Source organism: Achromobacter sp. 18P8.1.1, from assembly GCF_057799415.1.
The window spans coordinates 180754-202383 of sequence record NZ_JBYOKH010000002.1 but is presented as its reverse complement, the minus strand read 5'-3'; the positions used below and the strand labels follow the sequence as shown (position 1 = coordinate 202383).

Annotated in this window: 16 protein-coding genes and 4 tRNA genes; 3 read left to right on the top strand and 17 right to left on the bottom strand. The window is 62.2% G+C overall.

Annotation, left to right across the window (positions count from 1 at the left end; all coding sequences use genetic code 11):
* Positions 1 to 77: 77 nt before the first annotated feature.
* On the top strand, positions 78 to 473 hold the full coding sequence (locus AC27VE_RS02705) for a TssQ family T6SS-associated lipoprotein (protein WP_488702975.1): 396 nt from the start codon (positions 78 to 80) through the stop codon (positions 471 to 473).
* Between the two features lie 125 nt (positions 474 to 598).
* Here AC27VE_RS02705 and rpoC read toward each other — a convergent pair whose 3' ends face one another.
* The 17 genes from rpoC to hisN all read right to left on the bottom strand — a co-directional run bounded on the left by rpoC (position 599) and on the right by hisN (position 19412).
* Positions 599 to 4843, bottom strand: a complete 4245-nt coding sequence (gene rpoC, locus AC27VE_RS02700) for a DNA-directed RNA polymerase subunit beta' (RefSeq protein ID WP_006227010.1) — start codon at positions 4841 to 4843, stop codon at positions 599 to 601.
* Entirely contained in the window at positions 4843 to 8955 is a 4113-nt protein-coding gene (rpoB, locus tag AC27VE_RS02695; RefSeq protein ID WP_006227009.1) for a DNA-directed RNA polymerase subunit beta, read from the bottom strand. Before rpoB ends, rpoC begins: the two co-directional genes overlap by 1 nt.
* Positions 8956 to 9116: 161 nt before the next feature.
* Positions 9117 to 9497 (bottom strand): 50S ribosomal protein L7/L12, encoded by a 381-nt coding sequence (gene rplL, locus AC27VE_RS02690; protein ID WP_006227008.1) that lies wholly within the window; start codon positions 9495 to 9497, stop codon positions 9117 to 9119.
* An 81-nt stretch (positions 9498 to 9578) separates the two neighbouring features.
* On the bottom strand, positions 9579 to 10103 hold the full coding sequence (gene rplJ / locus AC27VE_RS02685) for a 50S ribosomal protein L10 (protein ID WP_006216572.1): 525 nt from the start codon (positions 10101 to 10103) through the stop codon (positions 9579 to 9581).
* A gap of 273 nt (positions 10104 to 10376) precedes the next feature.
* Positions 10377 to 11078 (bottom strand): 50S ribosomal protein L1, encoded by a 702-nt coding sequence (gene rplA, locus AC27VE_RS02680; RefSeq protein ID WP_006216574.1) that lies wholly within the window; start codon positions 11076 to 11078, stop codon positions 10377 to 10379.
* 2 nt (positions 11079 to 11080) lie between these two features.
* Entirely contained in the window at positions 11081 to 11512 is a 432-nt protein-coding gene (rplK, locus tag AC27VE_RS02675; protein WP_006227005.1) for a 50S ribosomal protein L11, read from the bottom strand.
* 64 nt (positions 11513 to 11576) lie between these two features.
* Positions 11577 to 12110: a transcription termination/antitermination protein NusG gene (nusG, locus tag AC27VE_RS02670; protein ID WP_006216576.1), complete on the bottom strand. Its 534-nt coding sequence runs from the start codon at positions 12108 to 12110 to the stop codon at positions 11577 to 11579.
* A gap of 9 nt (positions 12111 to 12119) precedes the next feature.
* Positions 12120 to 12500 carry a preprotein translocase subunit SecE gene (gene secE, locus AC27VE_RS02665; RefSeq protein WP_046806052.1) on the bottom strand — a complete coding sequence of 127 codons (381 nt, stop codon included), beginning with the start codon at positions 12498 to 12500 and terminating at the stop codon, positions 12120 to 12122.
* 64 nt (positions 12501 to 12564) lie between these two features.
* Positions 12565 to 12640: transfer RNA gene (locus AC27VE_RS02660), tRNA-Trp, on the bottom strand.
* A gap of 164 nt (positions 12641 to 12804) precedes the next feature.
* Positions 12805 to 13995, bottom strand: coding sequence for an elongation factor Tu (gene tuf / locus AC27VE_RS02655; protein WP_057285896.1), 1191 nt, complete (start codon positions 13993 to 13995; stop codon positions 12805 to 12807).
* A gap of 56 nt (positions 13996 to 14051) precedes the next feature.
* Positions 14052 to 14126: transfer RNA gene (locus AC27VE_RS02650), tRNA-Thr, on the bottom strand.
* A 12-nt stretch (positions 14127 to 14138) separates the two neighbouring features.
* A tRNA-Gly gene (locus AC27VE_RS02645) sits at positions 14139 to 14212 on the bottom strand.
* A gap of 144 nt (positions 14213 to 14356) precedes the next feature.
* Positions 14357 to 14443, bottom strand: a tRNA-Tyr gene (locus tag AC27VE_RS02640).
* Between the two features lie 112 nt (positions 14444 to 14555).
* Positions 14556 to 15719 carry an iron-containing alcohol dehydrogenase gene (locus AC27VE_RS02635; RefSeq protein WP_488702974.1) on the bottom strand — a complete coding sequence of 388 codons (1164 nt, stop codon included), beginning with the start codon at positions 15717 to 15719 and terminating at the stop codon, positions 14556 to 14558.
* Between the two features lie 24 nt (positions 15720 to 15743).
* A complete protein-coding gene (locus AC27VE_RS02630; protein ID WP_488702973.1) occupies positions 15744 to 17132 on the bottom strand; it encodes an aldehyde dehydrogenase family protein in 1389 nt (462 codons plus the stop codon).
* A gap of 29 nt (positions 17133 to 17161) precedes the next feature.
* Positions 17162 to 18547, bottom strand: a complete 1386-nt coding sequence (locus tag AC27VE_RS02625; RefSeq protein WP_006227967.1) for a glutamine synthetase family protein — start codon at positions 18545 to 18547, stop codon at positions 17162 to 17164.
* 58 nt (positions 18548 to 18605) lie between these two features.
* Entirely contained in the window at positions 18606 to 19412 is an 807-nt protein-coding gene (hisN, locus tag AC27VE_RS02620) for a histidinol-phosphatase (RefSeq protein ID WP_006227966.1), read from the bottom strand.
* Between the two features lie 149 nt (positions 19413 to 19561).
* Here hisN and AC27VE_RS02615 point away from each other — a divergent pair, with 149 nt between their 5' ends.
* Both AC27VE_RS02615 and AC27VE_RS02610 read left to right on the top strand, forming a co-directional pair.
* Positions 19562 to 20572, top strand: a complete 1011-nt coding sequence (locus tag AC27VE_RS02615) for an ABC transporter substrate-binding protein (protein WP_488702972.1) — start codon at positions 19562 to 19564, stop codon at positions 20570 to 20572.
* A 48-nt stretch (positions 20573 to 20620) separates the two neighbouring features.
* A complete protein-coding gene (locus AC27VE_RS02610) occupies positions 20621 to 21628 on the top strand; it encodes an ABC transporter ATP-binding protein (protein ID WP_315140161.1) in 1008 nt (335 codons plus the stop codon).
* Positions 21629 to 21630 lie beyond the last annotated feature (2 nt).

Sequence of the window (21630 nt, the reverse complement as noted above, 5' to 3'; positions counted from 1 at the left end):
ATTGCCGAAAATGTCCGAGCGCATCAGGCTGTGGCACGATAGCGTACCGCCCAATCTTCCTACCCCCCTTTGAAGCTATGAAAATTCGCTTTCTGAGCAGTTTGCTCGGCGCGTCGTTGATGCTGGCGGGCTGCGCCGGCATCCCGTCCTTGCAGCCCGAGGCCCCAGCCACGCCCGAGGCGTTGGCGCAATTGCAACAAGTCCGCGACGCCTACGGCGCCGGACGCTATGGCGAGGTCATTCGCAGCGTCGCCACCTCGGACGCCCTGGCCACCTCCCCCCGCGCCGTGCGCGTCGAAGCCTACAAACTGCAGGCATTCAGCTATTGCGTCACCCGTTATGCCCAGTTGTGCGAAGACAGCTTCGCCCGCATCCTGGCGTTGGATCCCGCTTTTGAACTTGCCCCCAATGAATCCGGCCATCCGTCCTGGGGCCCGGCCTTCCAGCGCGCCCGGGCGCAAGCCGGCAAGTAGCCCGCCCACCGATCCCGCCCCTGAAGGCGGCACCAAAAGAAAAAGGCCGCTGATTCGCATCAGCGGCCTTTCTGTTTTCAGCCCCCGCGCCGGGACGGCGCGCGGGGGACTGCCGGGGGTTCCGCTTATTCGGCGGAGTCCTCGGTGCCGATATCGGCGGCCGGGCTTTCCGCGTCCGCACCCACCGTGACCGGCGAGTCTTCGAACGGGTTGGCCTGCTGGCGAGCGGCTTCGCGTTCCGCCGCCTCCAGCTCTTCCTTGTCGCGGCGTGCATGGTGGTAAGCCAAGCCGGTACCCGCCGGGATGAGGCGGCCGACGATGACGTTTTCCTTCAAGCCACGCAGGTCGTCGCGCTTGCCCATGATGGCGGCTTCGGTCAGGACACGAGTGGTTTCCTGGAACGAAGCGGCCGAGATGAACGAGTCGGTCGACAGCGAGGCCTTCGTGATACCCAGCAGCACGTTGTCGTAGGTCGCCGGGATACGTTCTTCGGCAGCCATACGATCGTTGGCGTTCAGCAGTTCAGAGCGCTCGACTTGCTCGCCCGGGATGAACTCGGTATCGCCCGCGTCGACGATGTTCACACGACGCAGCATCTGACGAACAATCACTTCGATGTGCTTGTCGTTGATCTTCACGCCTTGCAGACGGTACACGTCCTGCACTTCGTCGACGATGTAGGTCGCCAGCTTCTCGATGCCCTGCAGGCGCAGGATGTCGTGGGGATCGGCCGGGCCGTCCACGATCATTTCGCCCTTGTTCACCACTTGGCCGTCGTGCACCAGAACCTGCTTTTCCTTCGGAATCAGGAACTCGTGGCTCACGCCTTCCAGGTCGGTGATGACCAGACGCTGCTTGCCCTTGGTGTCCTTACCGAACGAAACCGTACCGGTCACGTCGGCGAGCATGCCGGCGTCCTTCGGCGAACGGGCTTCGAACAGTTCGGCCACACGCGGCAGACCGCCGGTAATGTCGCGGGTCTTTTGCGATTCTTGCGGAATACGCGCCAGAACTTCACCCACGGCAACCTGCTGGCCGTCACGCACGGTAATCAGCGCGCCCACCGGGAACGAGATGTTCACCGAGTGATCGGTGCCGGCAATCTTGACGTCTTCGCCGTTTTCGTTGACCAGCTTGATCTGCGGACGCATGACGATCTTGCCGCCACGGGTCTTCGGCGTGATGACGACGAGCGTCGACAGGCCGGTGACTTCGTCCACCTGCTTGGCAACGGTCACGCCTTCTTCGATGTTCTCGAAGCGGACGGCACCGCCGTATTCCGACACGATCGGACGGGTCAGCGGATCCCACGTCGCCAGACGCGCGCCAGCCTTCACGGCTTCGCCATCGCCCACCAGCACGGTCGCGCCGTACGGGATCTTGTGGCGTTCGCGTTCGCGGCCGTTGTCGTCAAAGATCGCCAGTTCGCCAGAGCGCGAGATCGCCACACGTTCGCCCTTGGCGTTCGTGACATAGCGCATCGTGCTGGCAAAACCGACCAGACCGCTGGACTTGGTTTCGACCGCGCTGGCCAGAGCCGAACGCGATGCCGCGCCACCGATGTGGAACGTACGCATCGTGAGCTGCGTGCCCGGTTCACCGATGGACTGGGCAGCGATAACGCCGACTGCCTCGCCCTGGTTGACCGGCGAACCGCGACCCAGATCGCGGCCGTAGCAGTGTGCGCACAGACCGTGACGCGTTTCGCACGTCAGCGGGGTGCGGACCTTGACTTCGTCCACGCCGATGCGGTCGATGGTGTCGACCAGGTCTTCGTCCAGCAGGGTGCCGGCGACGATGGCCGTTTCCTGCGTGTCCGGGTTGATGATGTCCACGGCGGCAACACGACCCAGGATGCGGTCGCGCAGCGGTTCGATGACTTCACCACCTTCCACCAGGGCCTTCATGTTGTAGCCCAGCGACGTACCGCAATCGTCCTCGGTGATCACCAAGTCTTGCGTCACGTCGACCAGACGACGGGTCAGGTAGCCCGAGTTCGCGGTCTTCAGTGCCGTATCAGCCAGACCCTTACGCGCACCGTGAGTCGAGATGAAGTACTGAAGCACGTTCAGACCTTCACGGAAGTTCGCGGTAATGGGCGTTTCGATAATCGAGCCGTCCGGCTTGGCCATCAGGCCGCGCATACCGGCCAGCTGGCGGATCTGGGCGGCCGAACCGCGGGCGCCCGAGTCAGCCATCATGTAGATCGAGTTGAACGATTCCTGGCGCACTTCTTCGCCGTGACGGTTCACAACCGGCTCGGTGGCCAGTTGTTCCATCATCGCCTTGCCGACCTTGTCGCCCGCCTTGCCCCAGATGTCCACCACGTTGTTGTAGCGTTCTTGGGACGTGACCAGACCCGACGAGTACTGCTTGTCGATTTCCTTCACTTCGCGGCTGGCTTCAGCCAGGATGCCTTCCTTGGCGGTCGGGATCAGCATGTCGCCCATGGCGATCGAGATACCGCCGCGCGTGGCCAGCTTGAAGCCGGACTGCATCAGCTTGTCGGCGAAGATCACCGTGTCGCGCAGGCCGCAACGGCGGAACGACTGGTTGATCAGGCGCGAGATTTCCTTCTTCTTCAGTGCCTTGTTCAGCACCGTGAAGGGCAGGCCCTTCGGCAGAATTTCGGACAGCAGCGCGCGGCCGACCGTCGTCTCGTGACGGCGGATAACCGGTTGCCATTCGCCAGCCTCGTCGCGCTCGTGCTCTTTCAGACGCACGGTCACGCGGGATTGCAGCTCGACTTCGCCGTTGTCGTAAGCGCGTTGCACTTCAGCGACGTCGGTGAAGAAGATGCCTTCGCCGCGGCCGTTGATGCGCTCACGCGTCGTGTAGTACAGACCCAGCACGATATCCTGGGACGGCACGATCGACGGTTCGCCGTTGGCCGGGAACAGCACGTTGTTCGACGCCAGCATCAGCGTACGCGCTTCCAGCTGGGCTTCCAGCGACAGCGGCACGTGGACAGCCATCTGGTCACCGTCGAAGTCGGCGTTGAACGCCGCGCAAACCAGCGGGTGCAGCTGGATGGCCTTGCCTTCGATCAGGACCGGTTCGAACGCCTGGATGCCCAAACGGTGCAGCGTGGGCGCACGGTTCAGCATGACCGGGTGTTCGCGGATGACTTCTTCCAGGATGTCCCAAACCACCGGTTCCTGGCTTTCCACCAGCTTCTTGGCAGCCTTGATGGTCGTGGCCAGGCCCATCATCTCCAGACGATTGAAGATGAACGGCTTGAACAGTTCCAGGGCCATCAGCTTGGGCAGACCGCACTGGTGCAGCTTCAACTGCGGACCCACCACGATGACCGAACGGCCCGAGTAGTCGACGCGCTTGCCCAGCAGGTTCTGACGGAAACGACCGCTCTTGCCCTTGATCATGTCGGCCAGGGACTTCAGCTGGCGCTTGTTGGCGCCCGTCATGGCCTTGCCGCGACGACCGTTGTCCAGCAGCGAGTCAACAGCTTCCTGCAGCATCCGCTTTTCGTTGCGCAGGATGATTTCCGGCGCCTTGAGCTCCAGAAGGCGCTTCAAGCGGTTGTTGCGGTTGATGACGCGGCGGTACAGGTCGTTCAGGTCGGAGGTCGCGAAGCGGCCGCCGTCCAGCGGCACCAGCGGACGCAGGTCCGGCGGCAGCACGGGCAGCACTTCCATGACCATCCACTCGGCCTTGATGCCCGACTTCTGGAAGCCTTCCAGCACCTTCAGGCGCTTGGAGATCTTCTTGATCTTGGCTTCCGAGCTGGTGGCCTTCAGTTCGCCGCGCAGCGTTTCCACTTCGCGGTCGATGTCGATGGTGCGCAGCAGTTCGCGCACGGCTTCCGCGCCCATCAGGGCACGGAAGTCGTCGCCGTACTCTTCGGTCTTGGCGAGGAAATCGTCATCCGACATGATCTGGCCGCGCTTGAGCGGCGTCATGCCAGGTTCGATCACGCACCAGGCTTCGAAGTACAGAACGCGTTCGATGTCGCGCAGGGTCATGTCGAGCACCATGCCCAGACGCGACGGCAGGCTCTTCAGGAACCAGATGTGCGCGACGGGGCTGGCCAGCTCGATGTGGCCCATGCGTTCACGGCGAACCTTGGCAACGGTGACTTCAACGCCGCACTTCTCGCAGATCACGCCACGGTGCTTCAAGCGCTTGTACTTGCCGCACAAGCACTCGTAGTCCTTGATCGGGCCAAAGATCTTCGAGCAGAACAGACCGTCACGCTCAGGCTTGAACGTGCGGTAGTTGATGGTCTCGGGCTTGCGAACTTCGCCGTAAGACCACGAACGGATCTTCTCGGGCGAGGCGATGCCGATCTTGATGGCATCGAATTGCTCGTCTTGCGAGACTTGCTTAAATAGGTCGAGTAGCGCTTTCATTAGTTACGCTCCAAATCCATGTCCAGGGCCAACGAGCGGATTTCCTTAACCAGCACGTTGAACGATTCCGGCATGCCGGCGTCGATGACGTGGTCGCCCTTGACGATGTTTTCGTAAACCTTGGTACGGCCAGTGATGTCGTCCGACTTCACCGTCAGCATTTCTTGCAGGGTGTAGGCGGCGCCGTATGCTTCCAGCGCCCACACTTCCATTTCCCCGAAACGCTGACCACCGAACTGCGCCTTACCACCCAGCGGCTGCTGCGTGACGAGCGAGTACGGACCGGTGGAACGCGCGTGCATCTTGTCGTCGACCAAGTGGTGCAGCTTCAGGTAGTGCATGTAGCCAACGGTCACGGGGCGCTCGAATTTCTCGCCCGTGCGGCCGTCGAACAGCCATGCCTGCGTACGCGAAGGCGTCAACGCCATGCGCTCGGCGACGTCGTCCGGATAGGCCAGCTCCAGCATCGTGGTGATTTCCTCTTCGGTCGCGCCGTCGAAGACGGGCGTCGCGAACGGCACGCCGTTCTTGAGGTTCTGGGCCATTTCCATGACTTCTTCGTCGGTCAGCTCGTCGATGCGGGCGCCGGAACCGGTCGTGTTGTAGACCTTGTCCAGGTAGGCACGGACGTTCTTGACCTGCGCAGTGCGCTCGTCGCGCAGCAGATCGGCAATGCGGTGGCCCACGCCCTTGGCAGCCCAGCCCAAGTGCACTTCCAGCACCTGACCCACGTTCATCCGCGAGGGCACGCCCAGCGGGTTCAGAACGATGTCGGCCGGCGTGCCGTCAGCCATGTGCGGCATGTCTTCCACCGGGGTGATGCGCGAGACCACACCCTTGTTGCCGTGACGGCCTGCCATCTTGTCGCCAGGCTGCAGACGACGCTTCACGGCCAGGTAGACCTTGATCATCTTCAGCACGCCCGGGGGCAGCTCGTCGCCTTGCGTCAGCTTCTTGCGCTTCTCTTCGAAGGCCAGATCGAACTGGTGACGCTTCTGCTCCAGCGATTCCTTGGCTTGCTCCAGCACGACAGCGTGCGGCTCATCGGCCAGACGGATGTCGAACCACTGCCAGCGGTCCAGATCAGCCAGGTAAGCCTTGGTGATCGTGGCGCCCTTGGCCAGCTTGCGCGGGCCGCCGTTGACGGTCTTGTTGACCAGCATCTTTTCGATACGGTCGAACTGGTCGTTTTCAACGATGCGCAGCTGGTCGTTCAGGTCTTGGCGATAGCGGCGCAGTTCATCGTCGATGATGGACTGGGCGCGCTTGTCGCGCACGATGCCTTCACGCGTGAACACTTGCACGTCGATCACGGTGCCGGTCATGCCCGAAGGCACGCGCAGCGAGGTGTCCTTAACGTCGGACGCCTTTTCACCGAAGATGGCGCGCAGCAGCTTTTCTTCCGGCGTCAGCTGGGTTTCGCCCTTCGGCGTGACCTTGCCGACCAGCACGTCGTCGGCGCTGACTTCGGCGCCAATGTACGTGATGCCCGAATCGTCCAGACGGTTCAGTTGCGTCTCAGCCAAATTGCTGATGTCGCGCGTGATTTCTTCCGGACCCAGCTTCGTGTCGCGGGCGACAACCGTCAGTTCCTCGATGTGCACCGAGGTGTAGCGGTCATCGGCAACAACCTTTTCGGAGATCAAAATCGAGTCTTCGAAGTTGTAGCCGTTCCACGGCATGAACGCGATCAGCATGTTCTGACCCAGGGCGAGTTCGCCCAGGTCGGTCGATGCGCCGTCGGCCAGCACGTCACCCTTGGCGACCTTGTCGCCACGCTTGACGATAGGACGCTGGTTGATGTTCGTGTTCTGGTTCGAACGCGTGTACTTGATCAGGTTGTAGATGTCGACACCGACTTCGCCGGCGACGTTTTCTTCGTCGTTCACGCGAATCACGACACGCTCGGCGTCAACGTGGTCGACCAGGCCGCCACGCAGTGCTTGCACGGTCGTGCCCGAGTCAACGGCCACGGTGCGCTCGATACCCGTACCCACGACCGGCTTTTCCGGGCGCAGGCAAGGCACGGCCTGACGTTGCATGTTGGCGCCCATCAGTGCGCGGTTCGCGTCGTCGTGCTCCAGGAACGGAATCAACGAGGCAGCAACCGACACGATCTGCGACGGGGCAACGTCCATGTAGTGCACGTTGGCCGGCGAGGTCAGCATCGTTTCGCCTGCTTCACGGCAAGCGACCAGGTCGTCCACGAAGGCGCCTTGCTCGTCCAGCGCGGCGTTAGCCTGCGCGATGACGTAGTGGCTTTCTTCGATCGCCGACAGGTAATCGATCTGCTCGCTGACGCGGCCGTCGATAATCTTGCGGTAAGGCGTTTCCAGGAAGCCGTACTCGTTCAAGCGAGCGTACAGCGCCATGGAGTTGATCAGGCCGATGTTCGGGCCTTCCGGCGTTTCGATCGGGCAGACGCGGCCGTAGTGGGTCGGGTGCACGTCGCGGACTTCGAAGCCGGCGCGCTCGCGGGTCAGACCGCCCGGGCCCAGTGCGGAAACACGACGCTTGTGCGTGATTTCCGACAGCGGGTTGGTTTGGTCCATGAACTGCGACAGCTGGCTCGAACCGAAGAACTCCTTGATGGCAGCCGAGATCGGCTTGGAGTTGATCAGGTCGTGCGGCATCAGGTTTTCCGTCTCGGCCTGGCCCAGACGTTCCTTGACGGCGCGCTCGACGCGCACCAGGCCGGCGCGGAACTGGTTTTCGGCCAGTTCGCCCACGCAACGCACGCGACGGTTGCCCAAGTGATCGATGTCATCGATCTGGCCACGGCCGTTACGCAGCTCAACCAGCACCTTGATGGTCTCAAGGATGTCTTCGTTGGTCAGCGTCATCGGGCCGGTGATGTCTTCACCACGGCCCAGACGGCTGTTGACCTTCATGCGGCCGACGCGCGACAGGTCGTACGTCTCTTCGCTGTAGAACAGACGCTGGAACAGCGCTTCCACCGCTTCTTCGGTGGGCGGCTCGCCAGGACGCATCATGCGGTAGATGGCAACACGCGCGGCCATCTGGTCGGCGGTTTCATCGGTGCGCAGCGTTTGCGAGATGTACGGACCACGGTCCAGGTCGTTCGTGTAGAGCGCCTGGATGTCGTAGACGTTCGAGGCGCGCAGGGCGCCCAGCACGCTTTCCGTGATCTCGTCGTTGGCGTTGGCGATGACTTCGCCGGTATCTTCGTCAACGATGTTCTTGGCCAGCACGCGGCCGTACAGGAAGTCTTCCGGCACGGAGATGCGCTGGATGCCGCCGGCAGCCAGGTCGCGCAAATGCTTGGCATTGATGCGCTTGTCTTTTTCGACGATGACCTTGCCATCGCGGTCCGAGATGTCGAAACGGGCCATTTCGCCCTTCCAACGCTCGGGCACGAATTCCATCATCGCGCCTTCGCTCTTCAGTTCGAAGTTATCGAAGTCGAAGAAGTTGGCCAGGATGGATTCCGGCGTCATGCCGATGGCCTTGCACAGAATCGTGACAGGCATCTTGCGACGACGGTCGACGCGGAAGAACAGGACGTCCTTCGGGTCGAATTCGAAGTCCAGCCACGAGCCGCGGTAAGGAATCACGCGGGCCGAGAACAGGAGCTTGCCGGAGCTGTGCGTTTTGCCGCGGTCGTGTTCGAAGAACACGCCAGGCGAACGGTGCAGCTGCGACACGATGACACGCTCGGTGCCATTGATGACGAAGGAACCCGTGCCCGTCATGAGCGGAATTTCGCCCATGTAGACTTCCTGTTCCTTCACTTCCTTCACGGTCGGCTTGCTGACTTCGCGGTCAAGCAGCACCAGGCGGACCTTGGCTCGCAGGGGCGAGGCATAGGTCAGGCCACGTTGCTGACATTCCTTGACATCGAACACCGGTTCGCCGAGCACGTAGCTCACGAACTCCAAGCGCGCCATACCGTTGTGACTAACGATCGGGAAAATCGACGAGAACGCCGCCTGCAAACCGTCGGCTACGCGATCGGACGGGGCGGTATCCGCCTGCAGGAAAGTTAGGTAGGATTGAAGCTGTGTCGCCAAAAGGAAAGGAACGTTTTGAACGTCTTCACGCTTGGCGAAGCTTTTGCGGATGCGCTTTTTTTCGGTGTACGAGTAAGGCATGAGCACTCCGACTCGAGGTTGCATGGGCCGTCAACCACGGCCCTAGGTGATACGACTCCAGGAAACCCCTCTGAAAAGGCATGACCCCAGTAGGGGTTTCCTGGAAACGCAAAAGCCCGGGGACTGCAAACTGTGCTGTCCCCGGGCAGTTGACGCAGGTCTTACTTGACTTCGACCTTGGCGCCAGCTTCTTCCAGCTTCTTCTTGGCGGCTTCGGCGTCAGCCTTGGCCACAGCTTCCTTGACGGGCTTCGGAGCGCCGTCGACCAGGTCCTTGGCTTCCTTCAGACCCAGACCGGTCAGCTCGCGCACGGCCTTGATGACGCTAACCTTGTTCGCGCCGGCTTCCAGCAGGACGACGGTGAACTCGGTTTGCTCTTCAGCAGCGGCGGCAGCGCCACCAGCGGCCGGAGCAGCGACAGCGACAGCAGCGGCAGCAGCCGACACGCCGAACTTCTCTTCCATTTCCTTGATCAGCTCGGACAGCTCGAGCACGGTCATGCCAGCGATGGCGTCAAGGATTTCAGCTTTGTTAAGTGCCATTTTTCAGAACTCCAAATATTTTGGTAATGCCAGGGTTTGGGTGTCGCTTCGTCGTTCAGCGAATTCCGGACAGCAGGGCGATTAGGCCGCTGCCTTTTGGTCGCGCACAGCCGCGAGGCCACGGGCGAACTTGGTCGGAACTTCGTTGAGCGTACGCACGAATTGCGCGATGGGGGCTTGCATGGTGCCAAGCAGTTTCGACAGCAACTCTTCGCGGGACGGCATGGTGGCCAAGGCCTTCACACCATCTTGGGTCAGCAGGCTGTTGGGCAATGCGCCCGCCTTGATGACCAGCTTGTCGTTGCTTTTCGCGAAACCTGCGATGACCTTGGCCGCCGAAACCGGATCAGTGCTGATACCATAGATCAGCGGACCGGTCAGTTGCTCAGCCAACGGCTCGAAAGCCGTGCCGGCAACAGCACGACGGGCCAGCGAGTTCTTCAGAACACGCAGATACACGCCCGATTCACGCGCAGTTTTGCGCAGTACGGTGACAGAGGCGACGTCCAGACCACGGTACTCAGCGATAACAATCGATTGGGCCTTGGCGACTTCAGCCGAGACTTCCTCGATTACCACCGCTTTCTCTTGACGATTGAGACTCACGGTTTGAACACTCCATCAAAAGACGCCTGGGGCCTTAGCCTTGCGCGTCAACCGAATGCGGCGCCTGGTCGAGTTCTTCGTGTAAAGAAATCTTCCTGGGGACGCCGTCTACGCTGGATCCGAACTAGGTGAGCTTCGGGATTAAGCGGGGCAGCGGGGATGCTGCTTTCCATACGGAAGGGAGAACCCTTCCACTACCCTGCTCCAGCGGTCTTTGACAGCAACATCCGGAGGAATCCGGATGCAGCCCAAAGTACGTTTACTGCTGTTGGCTTAGTTGGAAGCCGACAGCGAGGCAATTTCAACGCGAGCACCGCCGCCCATCGTGGACGAAACGGCCAGCTTGCGCAGGTAAATGCCCTTGGCAGCTGCGGGACGAGCCTTTTGCAGGGCGTCGACCAGAGCGGCCAGGTTGGTTTGCAGCTGTTCCACGCCGAACGACGCGCGGCCGATCGTTGCGTGGATGATGCCAGCCTTGTCGGTACGGTACTGAACCTGACCGGCCTTGGCGTTCTTGACAGCGGTCGCGACGTCCGGCGTCACGGTGCCGACCTTCGGGTTCGGCATCAGGCCACGGGGACCCAGGATTTGGCCCAGGGCACCCACGACACGCATCGTGTCGGGCGAAGCGATGACGACGTCAAAGTCCATTTGACCGGCCTTGATCTGGTCAGCCAGGTCATCCAGACCGACGATGTCGGCGCCGGCGGCCTTGGCAGCCTCAGCCTTTTCGCCTTGGGCGAACACGGCGACGCGGACCGACTTGCCGGTACCAGCGGGCAGAACAACCGAACCGCGAACCAGTTGGTCCGACTTCTTCGGGTCGATGCCGAGCTGCACAGCCACGTCAATGGATTCATTGAACTTGGCGACAGCGGTTTCCTTGACCAGGGTCAGGGCTTCAGCGACCGGGTACAGCTTGGTGCGGTCGATCTTTTGTGCAATAGCGGCGGCGCGCTTGGACAGTTTTGCCATGATTAGATCCCCTCAACCGTGATGCCCATGCTGCGGGCGCTGCCAGCGATCGTGCGCACAGCGGCGTCCAGATCAGCGGCGGTCAGATCGGGGCCCTTGGCCTTGGCGATTTCTTCAGCTTGAGCGCGGGTCAGCGTGCCGACCTTGTCGGTATGCGGCTTGGCCGAACCCTTTTGCACGCCAGCAGCCTTCTTGATGAGGACCGTCGCGGGCGGGGTCTTCATGATGAAGGTGAAGCTCTTGTCCGCGAAAGCGGTGATCACCACCGGAATCGGCAGACCAGGCTCCATGCCTTGGGTCTTGGCGTTGAACGCCTTGCAGAATTCCATGATGTTCAGGCCGCGTTGACCCAGTGCCGGGCCAATCGGGGGGGAGGGGTTAGCCTTACCAGCCGGTACTTGCAGCTTGATAAAGCCGACGATCTTCTTCGCCATGCTTTGCTCCTTGCGGGTTATATCGCCCGGACCTTATTGGCCTGGGCTCCCCGGGGGGTTGAAATCAGGTCTTTTCGACCTGGCTGAAATCGAGTTCGACAGGTGTGGCGCGACCAAAAATGGTGACAGACACACGCACCTTGCTCTTTTCGTAATTGACTTCTTCGACGTTGCCGTTGAAGTCTGCAAACGGACCTTCCTTGACCCGAACCATCTCGCCCACTTCGAACAGGATCTTGGGGCGGGGTTTCTCGACACCCTCTTCCATCTGGGAGAGGATCTTCTCGACTTCCTTTTCGGAAATCGGGGTCGGACGGTTGCCCGAGCCACCCAAAAAGCCGGTGACGCGGTTCGTATTCTTGACCAAATGCCACGTTTCGTCGGTCAGGTCCATTTCGACCAGGACGTAACCGGGGAAAATACGGCGTTCAGTGATCGACTTCTGACCACCCTTGACCTCGACGACTTCTTCGGAGGGCACAAGGATACGGCCGAAAGACGTTTGCAAGGCGGCACGCTCGATACGCTCGACCAGGGCCTTGTGAACACTCTTTTCCATGCCGGAATACACATGGACGACATACCAACGCTTACTCATTCGCCGTCCTTATTTCCAGCCCAACAACAGGCCGTAAAGAATCCATTCGATGCCCTTGTCGAGCACCCACATGAAAATGCCCATGACCGCCACGAACGCGAAAACGATACCCGTCATCTGGGTCGTTTCCTTGCGGGTGGGCCATGCGACACGCTTGACTTCGTTGTAGGACTCGCTGGCAAAGCTCAGGGTGCGGCGGCCGGGTTCGCTGAACCAGGCGATCGCAGCTGCGATCACAAGGCCGCCGACGAACACGCCGATACGTGCAGGCATCGGCTGTGCGCTGAGCACGGAAAACCCGACGATGCCAGCAATAACGACGAGAACCGCCAGCCCGAGCTTGACCCGGTCGGCGGTACTGGTTACGGTTTCTACGCTGGTATTAGACATATTGCGACGCGAGCCGCCGTGAATGCGTAACTCGCGATGATCTCCCGCGGGTTTATCCTGGCGGTGGCAGGGGCAGTAGGAATCGAACCTACAACCTTCGGTTTTGGAGACCGACGCTCTGCCAATTGAGCTATGCCCCTAAAACACTACTGGCTTGCACTACATTCACTGACTTTCGCGACCCGCTCAAAGCAGCTCTTTCAAGCTATTCGGCGCAAATGGTCGCGGAGCCAAACATCATAACACTTTTACGGCAAAAATGGGTAGAGGGACTTTTCGTCCTCTCTACCCATCTGGGTATTGCTTACTTCAGGATCTTGGCGACGACGCCGGCGCCGACGGTACGACCGCCTTCACGGATGGCGAAACGCAGACCTTCTTCCATGGCGATGGGAGCCAACAGCTTGACCGTCATGGCCACGTTGTCGCCCGGCAGAACCATTTCCTTGTCGGCCGGCAGCTCGATCGTGCCCGTCACGTCCGTCGTGCGGAAGTAGAACTGGGGACGATAGCCTTGGAAGAACGGAGTGTGACGGCCGCCTTCTTCCTTGGACAGGATGTACACCTCGGACGTGAAGTCCGTGTGCGGGGTGATCGAGCCCGGCTTGGCCAGAACTTGGCCGCGCTGGACGTCTTCACGCTTGGTGCCGCGCAGCAGGATGCCCACGTTGTCGCCAGCTTGACCTTGGTCGAGCAGCTTGCGGAACATTTCAACGCCCGTGCAAGTCGTCTTGACCGTCGGAACCAGACCGACGATTTCGATTTCTTCGCCGACCTTGACGATACCGCGTTCGATACGGCCGGTCACCACGGTGCCGCGACCCGAGATCGAGAACACGTCTTCAACCGGCATCAGGAACGCGCCGTCAACGGCACGCTCAGGCGTCGGGATGTACGAGTCCAGCGCAGCAGCCAGGTTCATGATGGCCTGTTCGCCCAGTTCGCCCTTGTCGCCTTCCAGCGCCAGCTTGGCCGAACCCTTGACGATCGGGGTGTCATCACCCGGGAAGTCGTACTTCGACAGAAGTTCGCGAACTTCCATTTCCACCAGCTCCAGCAGCTCGGCGTCGTCAACCATGTCAGCCTTGTTCAGGAAGACGATGATGTACGGCACGCCAACTTGGCGGCTCAGCAGGATGTGTTCACGCGTTTGCGGCATCGGGCCGTCAGCGGCCGAAACCACCAGGATTGCGCCGTCCATTTGCGCGGCGCCCGTGATCATGTTCTTCACATAGTCAGCGTGGCCCGGGCAGTCAACGTGCGCGTAGTGACGCGCTTCCGTTTCGTACTCGACGTGGGCGGTGTTGATCGTGATGCCGCGAGCCTTTTCTTCAGGAGTCGCATCGATCTGGTCGTAGCCCTTGGCTTCGCCACCGAACTTGTTCGACAGAACGGTCGTGATAGCTGCCGTCAACGTCGTTTTGCCGTGGTCAACGTGACCAATCGTACCCACGTTCACGTGCGGCTTGGTACGTTCAAACTTGCCTTTTGCCATGGCTGACTCCTGACCTGGATTGCGCTTCAGACTGAAGAAAAGAACTTGGAAATTTGTGGTGCCCATGGCGCGGATCGAACGCGCGACCTCTCCCTTACCAAGGGAGTGCTCTACCACTGAGCCACATGGGCATTTAAAAATCTTGGAGCGGGTGAAGGGAATCGAACCCTCGTCGTAAGCTTGGAAGGCTTCTGCTCTACCATTGAGCTACACCCGCGGCATACCCATCACCTTCTCTTTCCCAAACCTTTCAAAATCAAGGCCTGGGGAACCTTACAACCTTCTTTGCGAAGGTCGCCCAGTTCCCTAGGCCTAATTTTAAAATCCAGGCAGACATCGCCTGGATTCAGAGTTGGGTCTCTGGTGGAGGAGATTGGATTCGAACCAATGTAGGCGCAAGGCCAACAGATTTACAGTCTGCCCCCTTTAACCACTCGGGCACCCCTCCAGCGGAGAACTTGAGATTATGAACACTTTCGAATCCGGTGTCAAACCCTTCGGATGAAAATATTCAAAACTTTCGTTCAACCACACGCGTTTCCGCGCAGAGGGGGCGAAGCTTACAGGTTTCCGCGAATTGATGCACGCAAAAGTTGTGAATAGTCATCGGCCGTGAAAATAATGGGGTTGGTTCCCCCTGAGGGATCCTCGCTGGCCATGCGCCCTACCCGCTCGGCCTGGCGCTCGTCGATGCCGATTTCGGCCAGGGTATGGGGAATGCCCACGACCTCGCGCAGATGCAGCACCCAGTCCAGGACCGCCCCGGGGCCCGTGGCGGGCAAATCCAGGTAACGGGCCAGCGCCTCGAGCCGGGGTGCCACCGCGTGCTGGTTGGCTTTCAGCACATACGGCATCAGGATCGCGTTCAGCATGCCGTGATGCGCGTCGTACAGCGCACCCAGCGGATGCGCCAGCGCGTGCATAGCGCCTAAGCCGCGCTGGAAGGCCGTGGCGCCCATGCTTGAAGCCACGAGCATCTGCTGACGGGCTTGCAGATCGGTACCGTCAGCCACAGCTTGCGGCAGGTATTCCTTTACCAGGCGCATGCCTTCGATGGCGATGCCGGCGGCCATCGGATGAAAGAACGGCGAACAGTAGGCTTCCAGGTTGTGCGACAGCGCGTCCATGCCGGTAGCCGCAGTGATCTTCGGCGGCAGCCCCACCGTCAGCTCCGGGTCCAGGATGACGATGGCCGGCAACATGCGCGCATGGAAGATGATGCGCTTGACCTGTGCGGCCTCGTCCGTGATGACCGACGCGCGGCCCACTTCGGATCCGGTGCCCGCCGTGGTGGGTACCGCGACCACAGGCGCCATCCCCGCGACGTTCACGCGCTGATAGTTGTCGCCGATATCCTCGAAGTCCCACAGCGGCCGCTTCTGGCCGACCATCAGCGCAATCGCCTTGGCTGCGTCCAGCGCCGAGCCGCCACCGAAAGCGATGACGCCGTCATGCCTGCCCTGCTTGTACGCCGCCACGCCGTCTTCGACATTGCGGCCCGTCGGGTTGCCCTTGACCTCGTGGAAGAGGCCGCACTCCAGGCCTGCCTGGCGGCAGGCGCGCACGGCGTCGCTCACCATTGGCAATGCGGCAAGGCCGGGATCCGTGACAAGCAAGGGCCGCCGCATGCCGAGTTCGGCGCACCAATCGGCAAGCTCCTTGACGCGGCCGGGACCCGCCTTGATGGCGGTGGGAAAGTTCCAGTTGACGCTTGGCACAGTCATGATTCGATTCCTGAAGGCGTCGGGTCAGACGCTGCGAAGATGAAAAGATTTGGTTTGCGTGAGCTGTTCGTAGCCGACGACCGACAAGGACACGCCGCGCCCCGTGTTCTTGACACCCGTCCAGGCCAGCGCGGGGTCCAGGTAGTCGCAACGGTTCATGAAGAAGGTGCCCGTGCGCACTTGCCGGCCCAGCGCCAACGCGGCGTCTTCGTCCTGCGTGAAGACCGCGGCCGTCAGTCCGTAGGGGCTGTCGTTCATCAACGCGACGGCCTCATCGTCAGTGTCGACCGGCATGATGCCGACCACCGGACCGAAGCATTCGTCGTTCATGACGCGCATGCGATGGTTTACTCGCGTCAGCAATGCGGGCGCGACGTAAGGCAAGCCTTCACTCGCATTACTGAAATGTGAGGGATCAATCAGGTTTTGGGCGCCGGCCGCTACGGATTCGGCGATGACTTCGCGGATATCCGCCGCCGCGCGCGCACGAACGACGGGACCTAACGTCGTATCGGCGTGCAGCGGATTGCCCAGTACGTAACCGTTCGTCAGGGCAACGGCGCGTTCGACGAACTCGTCGTACAGCGGCCGTGCGACGTAGATGCGTTGGATGCCGCAGCAGGATTGGCCCGAATTGAAGAAGGCGCCATCGACCAGGGTGTCGACCGCGTGGTCCAACCTGGCGTCGGCGCGCACATAGGCCGGATCGTTGCCGCCCAGCTCCAGGCCTACGCCGATAAAGCGCCCCGCCGCGCTTTCCTCGACGATGCGCCCGCCGCGCACCGATCCGGTAAACGACACGTAGCCGATCTCGGGTGCGCGGATCAGCCGCTGGACAGTATCGTGGTTGGCATGCAGGTACTGGAACACGCCCTTGGGCGCACCGGCGTCGCGGAATGCGCGTTCGATCAGCTCGGCGCACAAGGGGGTCTGGTCGGAGTGCTTCAGGATGACGGTGTTGCCTGCCATCAAGGCCGGGACGATGCTGTTCACGGCCGTCAGCAGCGGGTAGTTCCACGGCGCGACGGTCAGGGCAACGCCGATGGGCTCACGGCTGATGAAGCGGGTGAAGCCCGCCTGGTCGGGCACGCGGATGGGCGCCAGCGCCGCGTCGGCGATCGAGATCATATGGCGCGCACGCGCTTCAAAGCCAGCGACTTCGCCCGGCGTGTAGCGCAAGGGGCGTCCCATCTGGATCGTGATGGCCCGCGCGATCTCGTCCTTGGCCGCGACGAAACGGTCGACCGCCGCCGACACGATGCGCCCCCGTTCGCCCACGCCCAGCGCCTGCCAGGCGGCTTGCGCGGATTGAGCCTGGGCCAGTGCCTGGGCGATCTGCGCTTCGCTGGCATAGGCGCGGCGCACGACCTCGCGCCCGTCGATGGGACTGATGGTGATGAGTTCCTGGGTCATGGTGGCCCTATGCAAGCAGGTGGACGGAATCAGATGATTTCGAAATAACGCGCCAGCTCCCAGTCGGTCACGTGGCGCCGGAACTGGCGTTCTTCCCACTCGCGGGTCGCGGCGTAGTGCTCAACGAACGGGTCGCCGAACAGGTGGCGGGCCGCCTCGGATTCGCGCAGACGCTGAGCGGCCTCCCATAAGGTCGTGGGCAGGTGCAGGTGTGCTGGAAATTTCTGGGTGTAGGCGTTGCCTTGCACCATGGGTTCGGGTTTGAGCCCTTGCTCGATGCCGTACAGGCCCGAGGCCAGCGCGGCCGACAGCGCCAGGTAGGGATTGGCGTCTGCGGAGCCGATGCGCACTTCGACGCGCTGCGATTTGTCGCTGCCCGGGATGAGGCGCAGCGCGGTGGTGCGGTTTTCCATGCCCCAGGTGGCGTCCAGCGGCGCCCAATAGCCGGGCACCAGACGCGAATAGCTGTTGATCGTCTGCGCGTACAGCGCCATGAACTCGGGCAGGTAGCGCTGCACGCCCGCCATGAAGGACGTCTGCGCCGCGCTCATGCCGTGCGGTTGGGATTCGTCGTAGAACGCCGAACGGCCGCTTTTCTTCTCGCGCAGCGACAGGTGGATATGGCCGCTTTGGCCAGGATGGTCGTGCGACCATTTGGCCATGAAGGTGGCCATCAGCCCGTTTTGCTGCGCCAACGCCTTGGTGAAGGTCTTGAAGAGGAAAGCCTTGTCGCCGGCGGCGGCCGCCTGGTCCACCGCGATGGCCGCTTCCAGCACGCCCGGCCCCGTTTCGGTATGCAGGCCTTCAATGGGCATGTCCATGCGTTCGCACATGTCCAGCAGCTTGCGGTAGAAGTCGCCCTCGACCGTGCTGCGCAGCATGGAATAGCCGAAATTGCCCGGCGTCCAGTTTTCCATGTTGCGGTAGTTTTTCGCGCGCACCGAATGCGGCGTTTCGCGGAACATGAAGAACTCGTACTCCAGTGCCGCGTAGACGTCGTAGCCCATGCCTGCGGCCCGGTCCAGCGTGCGGTGCAGCAGCCGGCGCGGACAGATGGCGCCCGCGTCGCCCTCGAATTCCGCCAGGAACAGCAGCATGTCTTCGCCGCCGGGCCCCTGCTCCAGCGGCAGCCGGCGCCCGGTCTGCGGCACGATGCGCAACTTGGCGTCGGGGTAGGCGGTGTGCCAGCCGGTGTACTTGGTGTTGTCGTAGAGCTGGTCATCGAGGTCCCAGCCGAACACCACGTCGCAGAACGCCAAGCCGGAACGCAGCGCGCCCAGGAACTTGTCGCGCCGCAGGTACTTGCCCAGCATGACGCCGTCGACGTCGGACAAGCCCACCTTGATATGCGAGAGCGGGCTGGCTTGCACCAGCCGCTCTGCGTCTTCCACCGTTGCTACCCCTAGTGCATGCATGCTCGTTCACCTTTGTGGCTGAAGCGTTGCGTTGACCTGCGGGTGGGCGGCGCGGCGTTCAGGTCATGGCCGCCCCCAGCACCCGCATCGCCTGGCGATGCAGCTGCGGCGTGGCGGCCGCGACGACGCGGCCCTGGGATTCGAGGCTGAGCGGCTGCCCCGACCAATCGGTTATGACGCCGCCCGCGCCTTCGATCACGGGCATCAGCGCCAGGTAGTCATAGGGTTGCAGGCCGGCCTCGACCACCAGGTCGACGTGGCCGCTGGCCAGCAGTCCGTAGCTGTAGCAATCGCCTCCGTAGCGGCGCATGCGCGCTGCGTCCGTCAAGGCATCGAAGGCGGCCAGCTCGGCGCCTTCGAAGATGTCCGGCGACGTGGCGTACAGGATGGCGTTGCGAAGCTCGGTACAGGCGCTGGCCTGGCAGATCTCGCCATTCAGCCGTGCCGGGGAATCGGCCGCGCCGATCCAGCGTTCCTGCAGCATGGGGATATCGATCAGGCCCAGTACGGGCCGGCCCCGGTGAAGCAGCGCCAGCAAGGTGCCCCACAAGGGGTTGCCCGAAATGAACGCGCGCGTGCCGTCGATGGGGTCCAGCGACCAGACTAATTCGGCTTCAGTGTGCAAGGCGCCGAACTCTTCGCCGAAGATGCCGTGCTGGGGGTAGTGCTGCGCGATGGCCTCGCGCAGCGCGGCCTCGACTTCGCGGTCGGCCTGCGTGACGGGGCTTTCGTCCGCCTTGGTATCAATGGACAGCGGGTGCCGGAACCACTTGCGAGACAAGGGCCGGACGCGGTCCGCGAGGGTTTGCGCGAACGAGGAATATTCGGCCAATTGCTGCGCCGGCAGCGCGGCGGAGGTTTGCATCACAGTGCTCCCAGGGGTTTTTCCAGTCTAGACACGTTGCCCCAAATTTGCAAATATACCTAAAACTGCAACCTGCCCCTTATCCAGGAAGGTCGCCGTCCGCATCAGTAGCTCACACCGTTGCCGTGTATTCCCACCGGAGTCCCATCATGCAATGTATGAAGAAGCTTAGCGTTGTGGTTGCAGTAATTTCCCTAAGTTATGCACAGGCTGCCCAGGCCGGGCCCATCACGGTCTACACCGCGCTGGAGGAAGACGAGATCGCGGCGTACCTGAAGGCGGCCAACGCGGCCATGCCGGACGTGAAGGTCAACGTGCTGCGCTTGTCCACCGGCGACCTGGGCGCCCGGCTGATTGCCGAGGCCGCGAACCCGCAGCAGGATGTGATCTGGGGCTTTGCCGTCAGCAACATGCTGGACCCGCGCCTGCAGAACCTGCTGGAGCCCTACGCGGCCAAGGGCAGCGACGCCCTGCCCGCCCAGTACAAGGGCGCGGACAACAAGTGGTTCGCCGCCACCGGCTACGTCGCCGCCTTCTGTGTGAACACCGACCGGCTGAAATCCAAGAACCTGCCCATGCCCACGTCGTGGGAAGACCTGGCCAACCCCGCCTACAAGGGCGAGATCGTCATTCCGAGCCCCGCCGCCTCGGGCACGGGTTACCTGCAGATCGTCGCGCTGCTGCAGGGCCTGGGCAAAGAAAAAGGGTGGGCGCTGCTGAAGGACCTGGACAAGAACGTGGCGCAGTACACGCCATCGGGGTCCCGCCCCTGCAAGATGGCGCGCGCCGGCGAATACGCGATTGGCGTCTCGTTCGCCTTCCCCGCCATGCAGTCGATCGAGGAAGGCTACCCCGTCAAGATGGTGATCCCCAAGCAATGGGTGGGGTACGAGTTGGAGGCCTCGGGCCTGATGAAGACGGCCAAGAACCCCGCGGACGCCAAGCGCTTCCTGGATTGGACGCTGTCGGCGCAGGCGGGGGGCCTCTACAGCAAATACAAGGAACTGGTCACCCTGCCCGGTGCCGCCCCCAACAAGGCGGCCGAGGCTGCGGGTCTGCCCAAGGACCTGACCGCCGTACTGTATCCGGTGGACTTCCAGAAGTCCGCGGCCGAGCGCGACGCCACGATCAAGACCTGGCAAGACACCATCAAGCGTTGAGGCTGGCGCGGCGGGCCAGGCCCGTCGTCCCAGCGTCCGGGAGACGCCATGTATCTGGAACTGCGCGGGATACGGAAAACCTTCGACGCGTCGGTGGCGCTGGAGGACATCGACCTGTCGGTCGGCGAACACGAATTCGTCTGCCTGCTTGGCCCCAGCGGTTGCGGCAAGACGACCTTGCTGCGCATCGTGGCGGGCCTGTTGCCTTTCGACCGCGGCACCATCACCCTGGGCGGGCGCGACCTGAGCGGATTGCCCGCCCGCAAGCGCGGATTCGGCATCGTGTTCCAGTCGTACTCGCTGTTTCCCAACATGACGGTGGCCGAGAACGTGGGCTATGGCCTGCGCATCCGCGGCGAGTCGCGGGACCGCATTGCTGCGCGCGTGGCCGAACTGCTGACACTGATCAAACTGCCCGACTATGCGTCGCGCTATCCGCATCAGCTGTCCGGCGGACAGCAGCAGCGCGTGGCGCTGGCGCGCGCGCTGGCCGTGGACCCGGCGCTGATCCTGCTGGACGAACCGTTGTCGGCGTTGGATGCGCGCGTGCGCACCGATATGCGCGCCGAAATCCATGAGGTGCAGCGCCGGCTGAAGATCCCCACGATCATGGTCACGCACGACCAGGAGGAAGCGCTGACGCTGGCCGACAAGATCGTTTGCATGAACGATGGGCGGATCGAACAGGTGGGATCGCCGTCCGACCTGTACCTGCGGCCCCGCACGCGCTTCGTGGCCAACTTCGTGGGCTTGAGCAATCTGCTGCCCACCGATTGGGTGCGCGACGCCATGCCCCACCTGATGGCGACGCGCCCCGAAGGCGCCAGCGAACGCTATGAAGCCTGCCTGCGCCCGGAGAACCTGCGCATCGCTGCCGACGCGCAAGGGGCGGGGCGCGTGCAGGACATGACCTTCATGGGCAATCTGACGCGCTTGCGTATCGCGTGGCTGGGACGCGAGCTGGTGGTGGAACAGCACGGCGCGGCAGGCCTGTCGCGCGGCGCGCCAGTGCGGCTGGACATGGAACCCGGCCAATGCGCCTGGGTCAGCGTATGAGC

Excerpts from the sequence above, each read along its gene's own strand:
- AC27VE_RS02705 (WP_488702975.1), top strand. The coding sequence starts at position 78 with ATGAAAATTCGCTTTCTGAGCAGTTTGCTCGGCGCGTCGTTGATGCTG.
- rpoC (WP_006227010.1), bottom strand. The coding sequence starts at position 4,843 with ATGAAAGCGCTACTCGACCTATTTAAGCAAGTCTCGCAAGACGAGCAA.
- rpoB (WP_006227009.1), bottom strand. The coding sequence starts at position 8,955 with ATGCCTTACTCGTACACCGAAAAAAAGCGCATCCGCAAAAGCTTCGCC.
- rplL (WP_006227008.1), bottom strand. The coding sequence starts at position 9,497 with ATGGCACTTAACAAAGCTGAAATCCTTGACGCCATCGCTGGCATGACC.
- rplA (WP_006216574.1), bottom strand. The coding sequence starts at position 11,078 with ATGGCAAAACTGTCCAAGCGCGCCGCCGCTATTGCACAAAAGATCGAC.
- rplK (WP_006227005.1), bottom strand. The coding sequence starts at position 11,512 with ATGGCGAAGAAGATCGTCGGCTTTATCAAGCTGCAAGTACCGGCTGGT.
- nusG (WP_006216576.1), bottom strand. The coding sequence starts at position 12,110 with ATGAGTAAGCGTTGGTATGTCGTCCATGTGTATTCCGGCATGGAAAAG.
- secE (WP_046806052.1), bottom strand. The coding sequence starts at position 12,500 with ATGTCTAATACCAGCGTAGAAACCGTAACCAGTACCGCCGACCGGGTC.
- tuf (WP_057285896.1), bottom strand. The coding sequence starts at position 13,995 with ATGGCAAAAGGCAAGTTTGAACGTACCAAGCCGCACGTGAACGTGGGT.
- AC27VE_RS02635 (WP_488702974.1), bottom strand. The coding sequence starts at position 15,719 with ATGACTGTGCCAAGCGTCAACTGGAACTTTCCCACCGCCATCAAGGCG.
- AC27VE_RS02630 (WP_488702973.1), bottom strand. The coding sequence starts at position 17,132 with ATGACCCAGGAACTCATCACCATCAGTCCCATCGACGGGCGCGAGGTC.
- AC27VE_RS02625 (WP_006227967.1), bottom strand. The coding sequence starts at position 18,547 with ATGCATGCACTAGGGGTAGCAACGGTGGAAGACGCAGAGCGGCTGGTG.
- hisN (WP_006227966.1), bottom strand. The coding sequence starts at position 19,412 with ATGCAAACCTCCGCCGCGCTGCCGGCGCAGCAATTGGCCGAATATTCC.
- AC27VE_RS02615 (WP_488702972.1), top strand. The coding sequence starts at position 19,562 with ATGCAATGTATGAAGAAGCTTAGCGTTGTGGTTGCAGTAATTTCCCTA.
- AC27VE_RS02610 (WP_315140161.1), top strand. The coding sequence starts at position 20,621 with ATGTATCTGGAACTGCGCGGGATACGGAAAACCTTCGACGCGTCGGTG.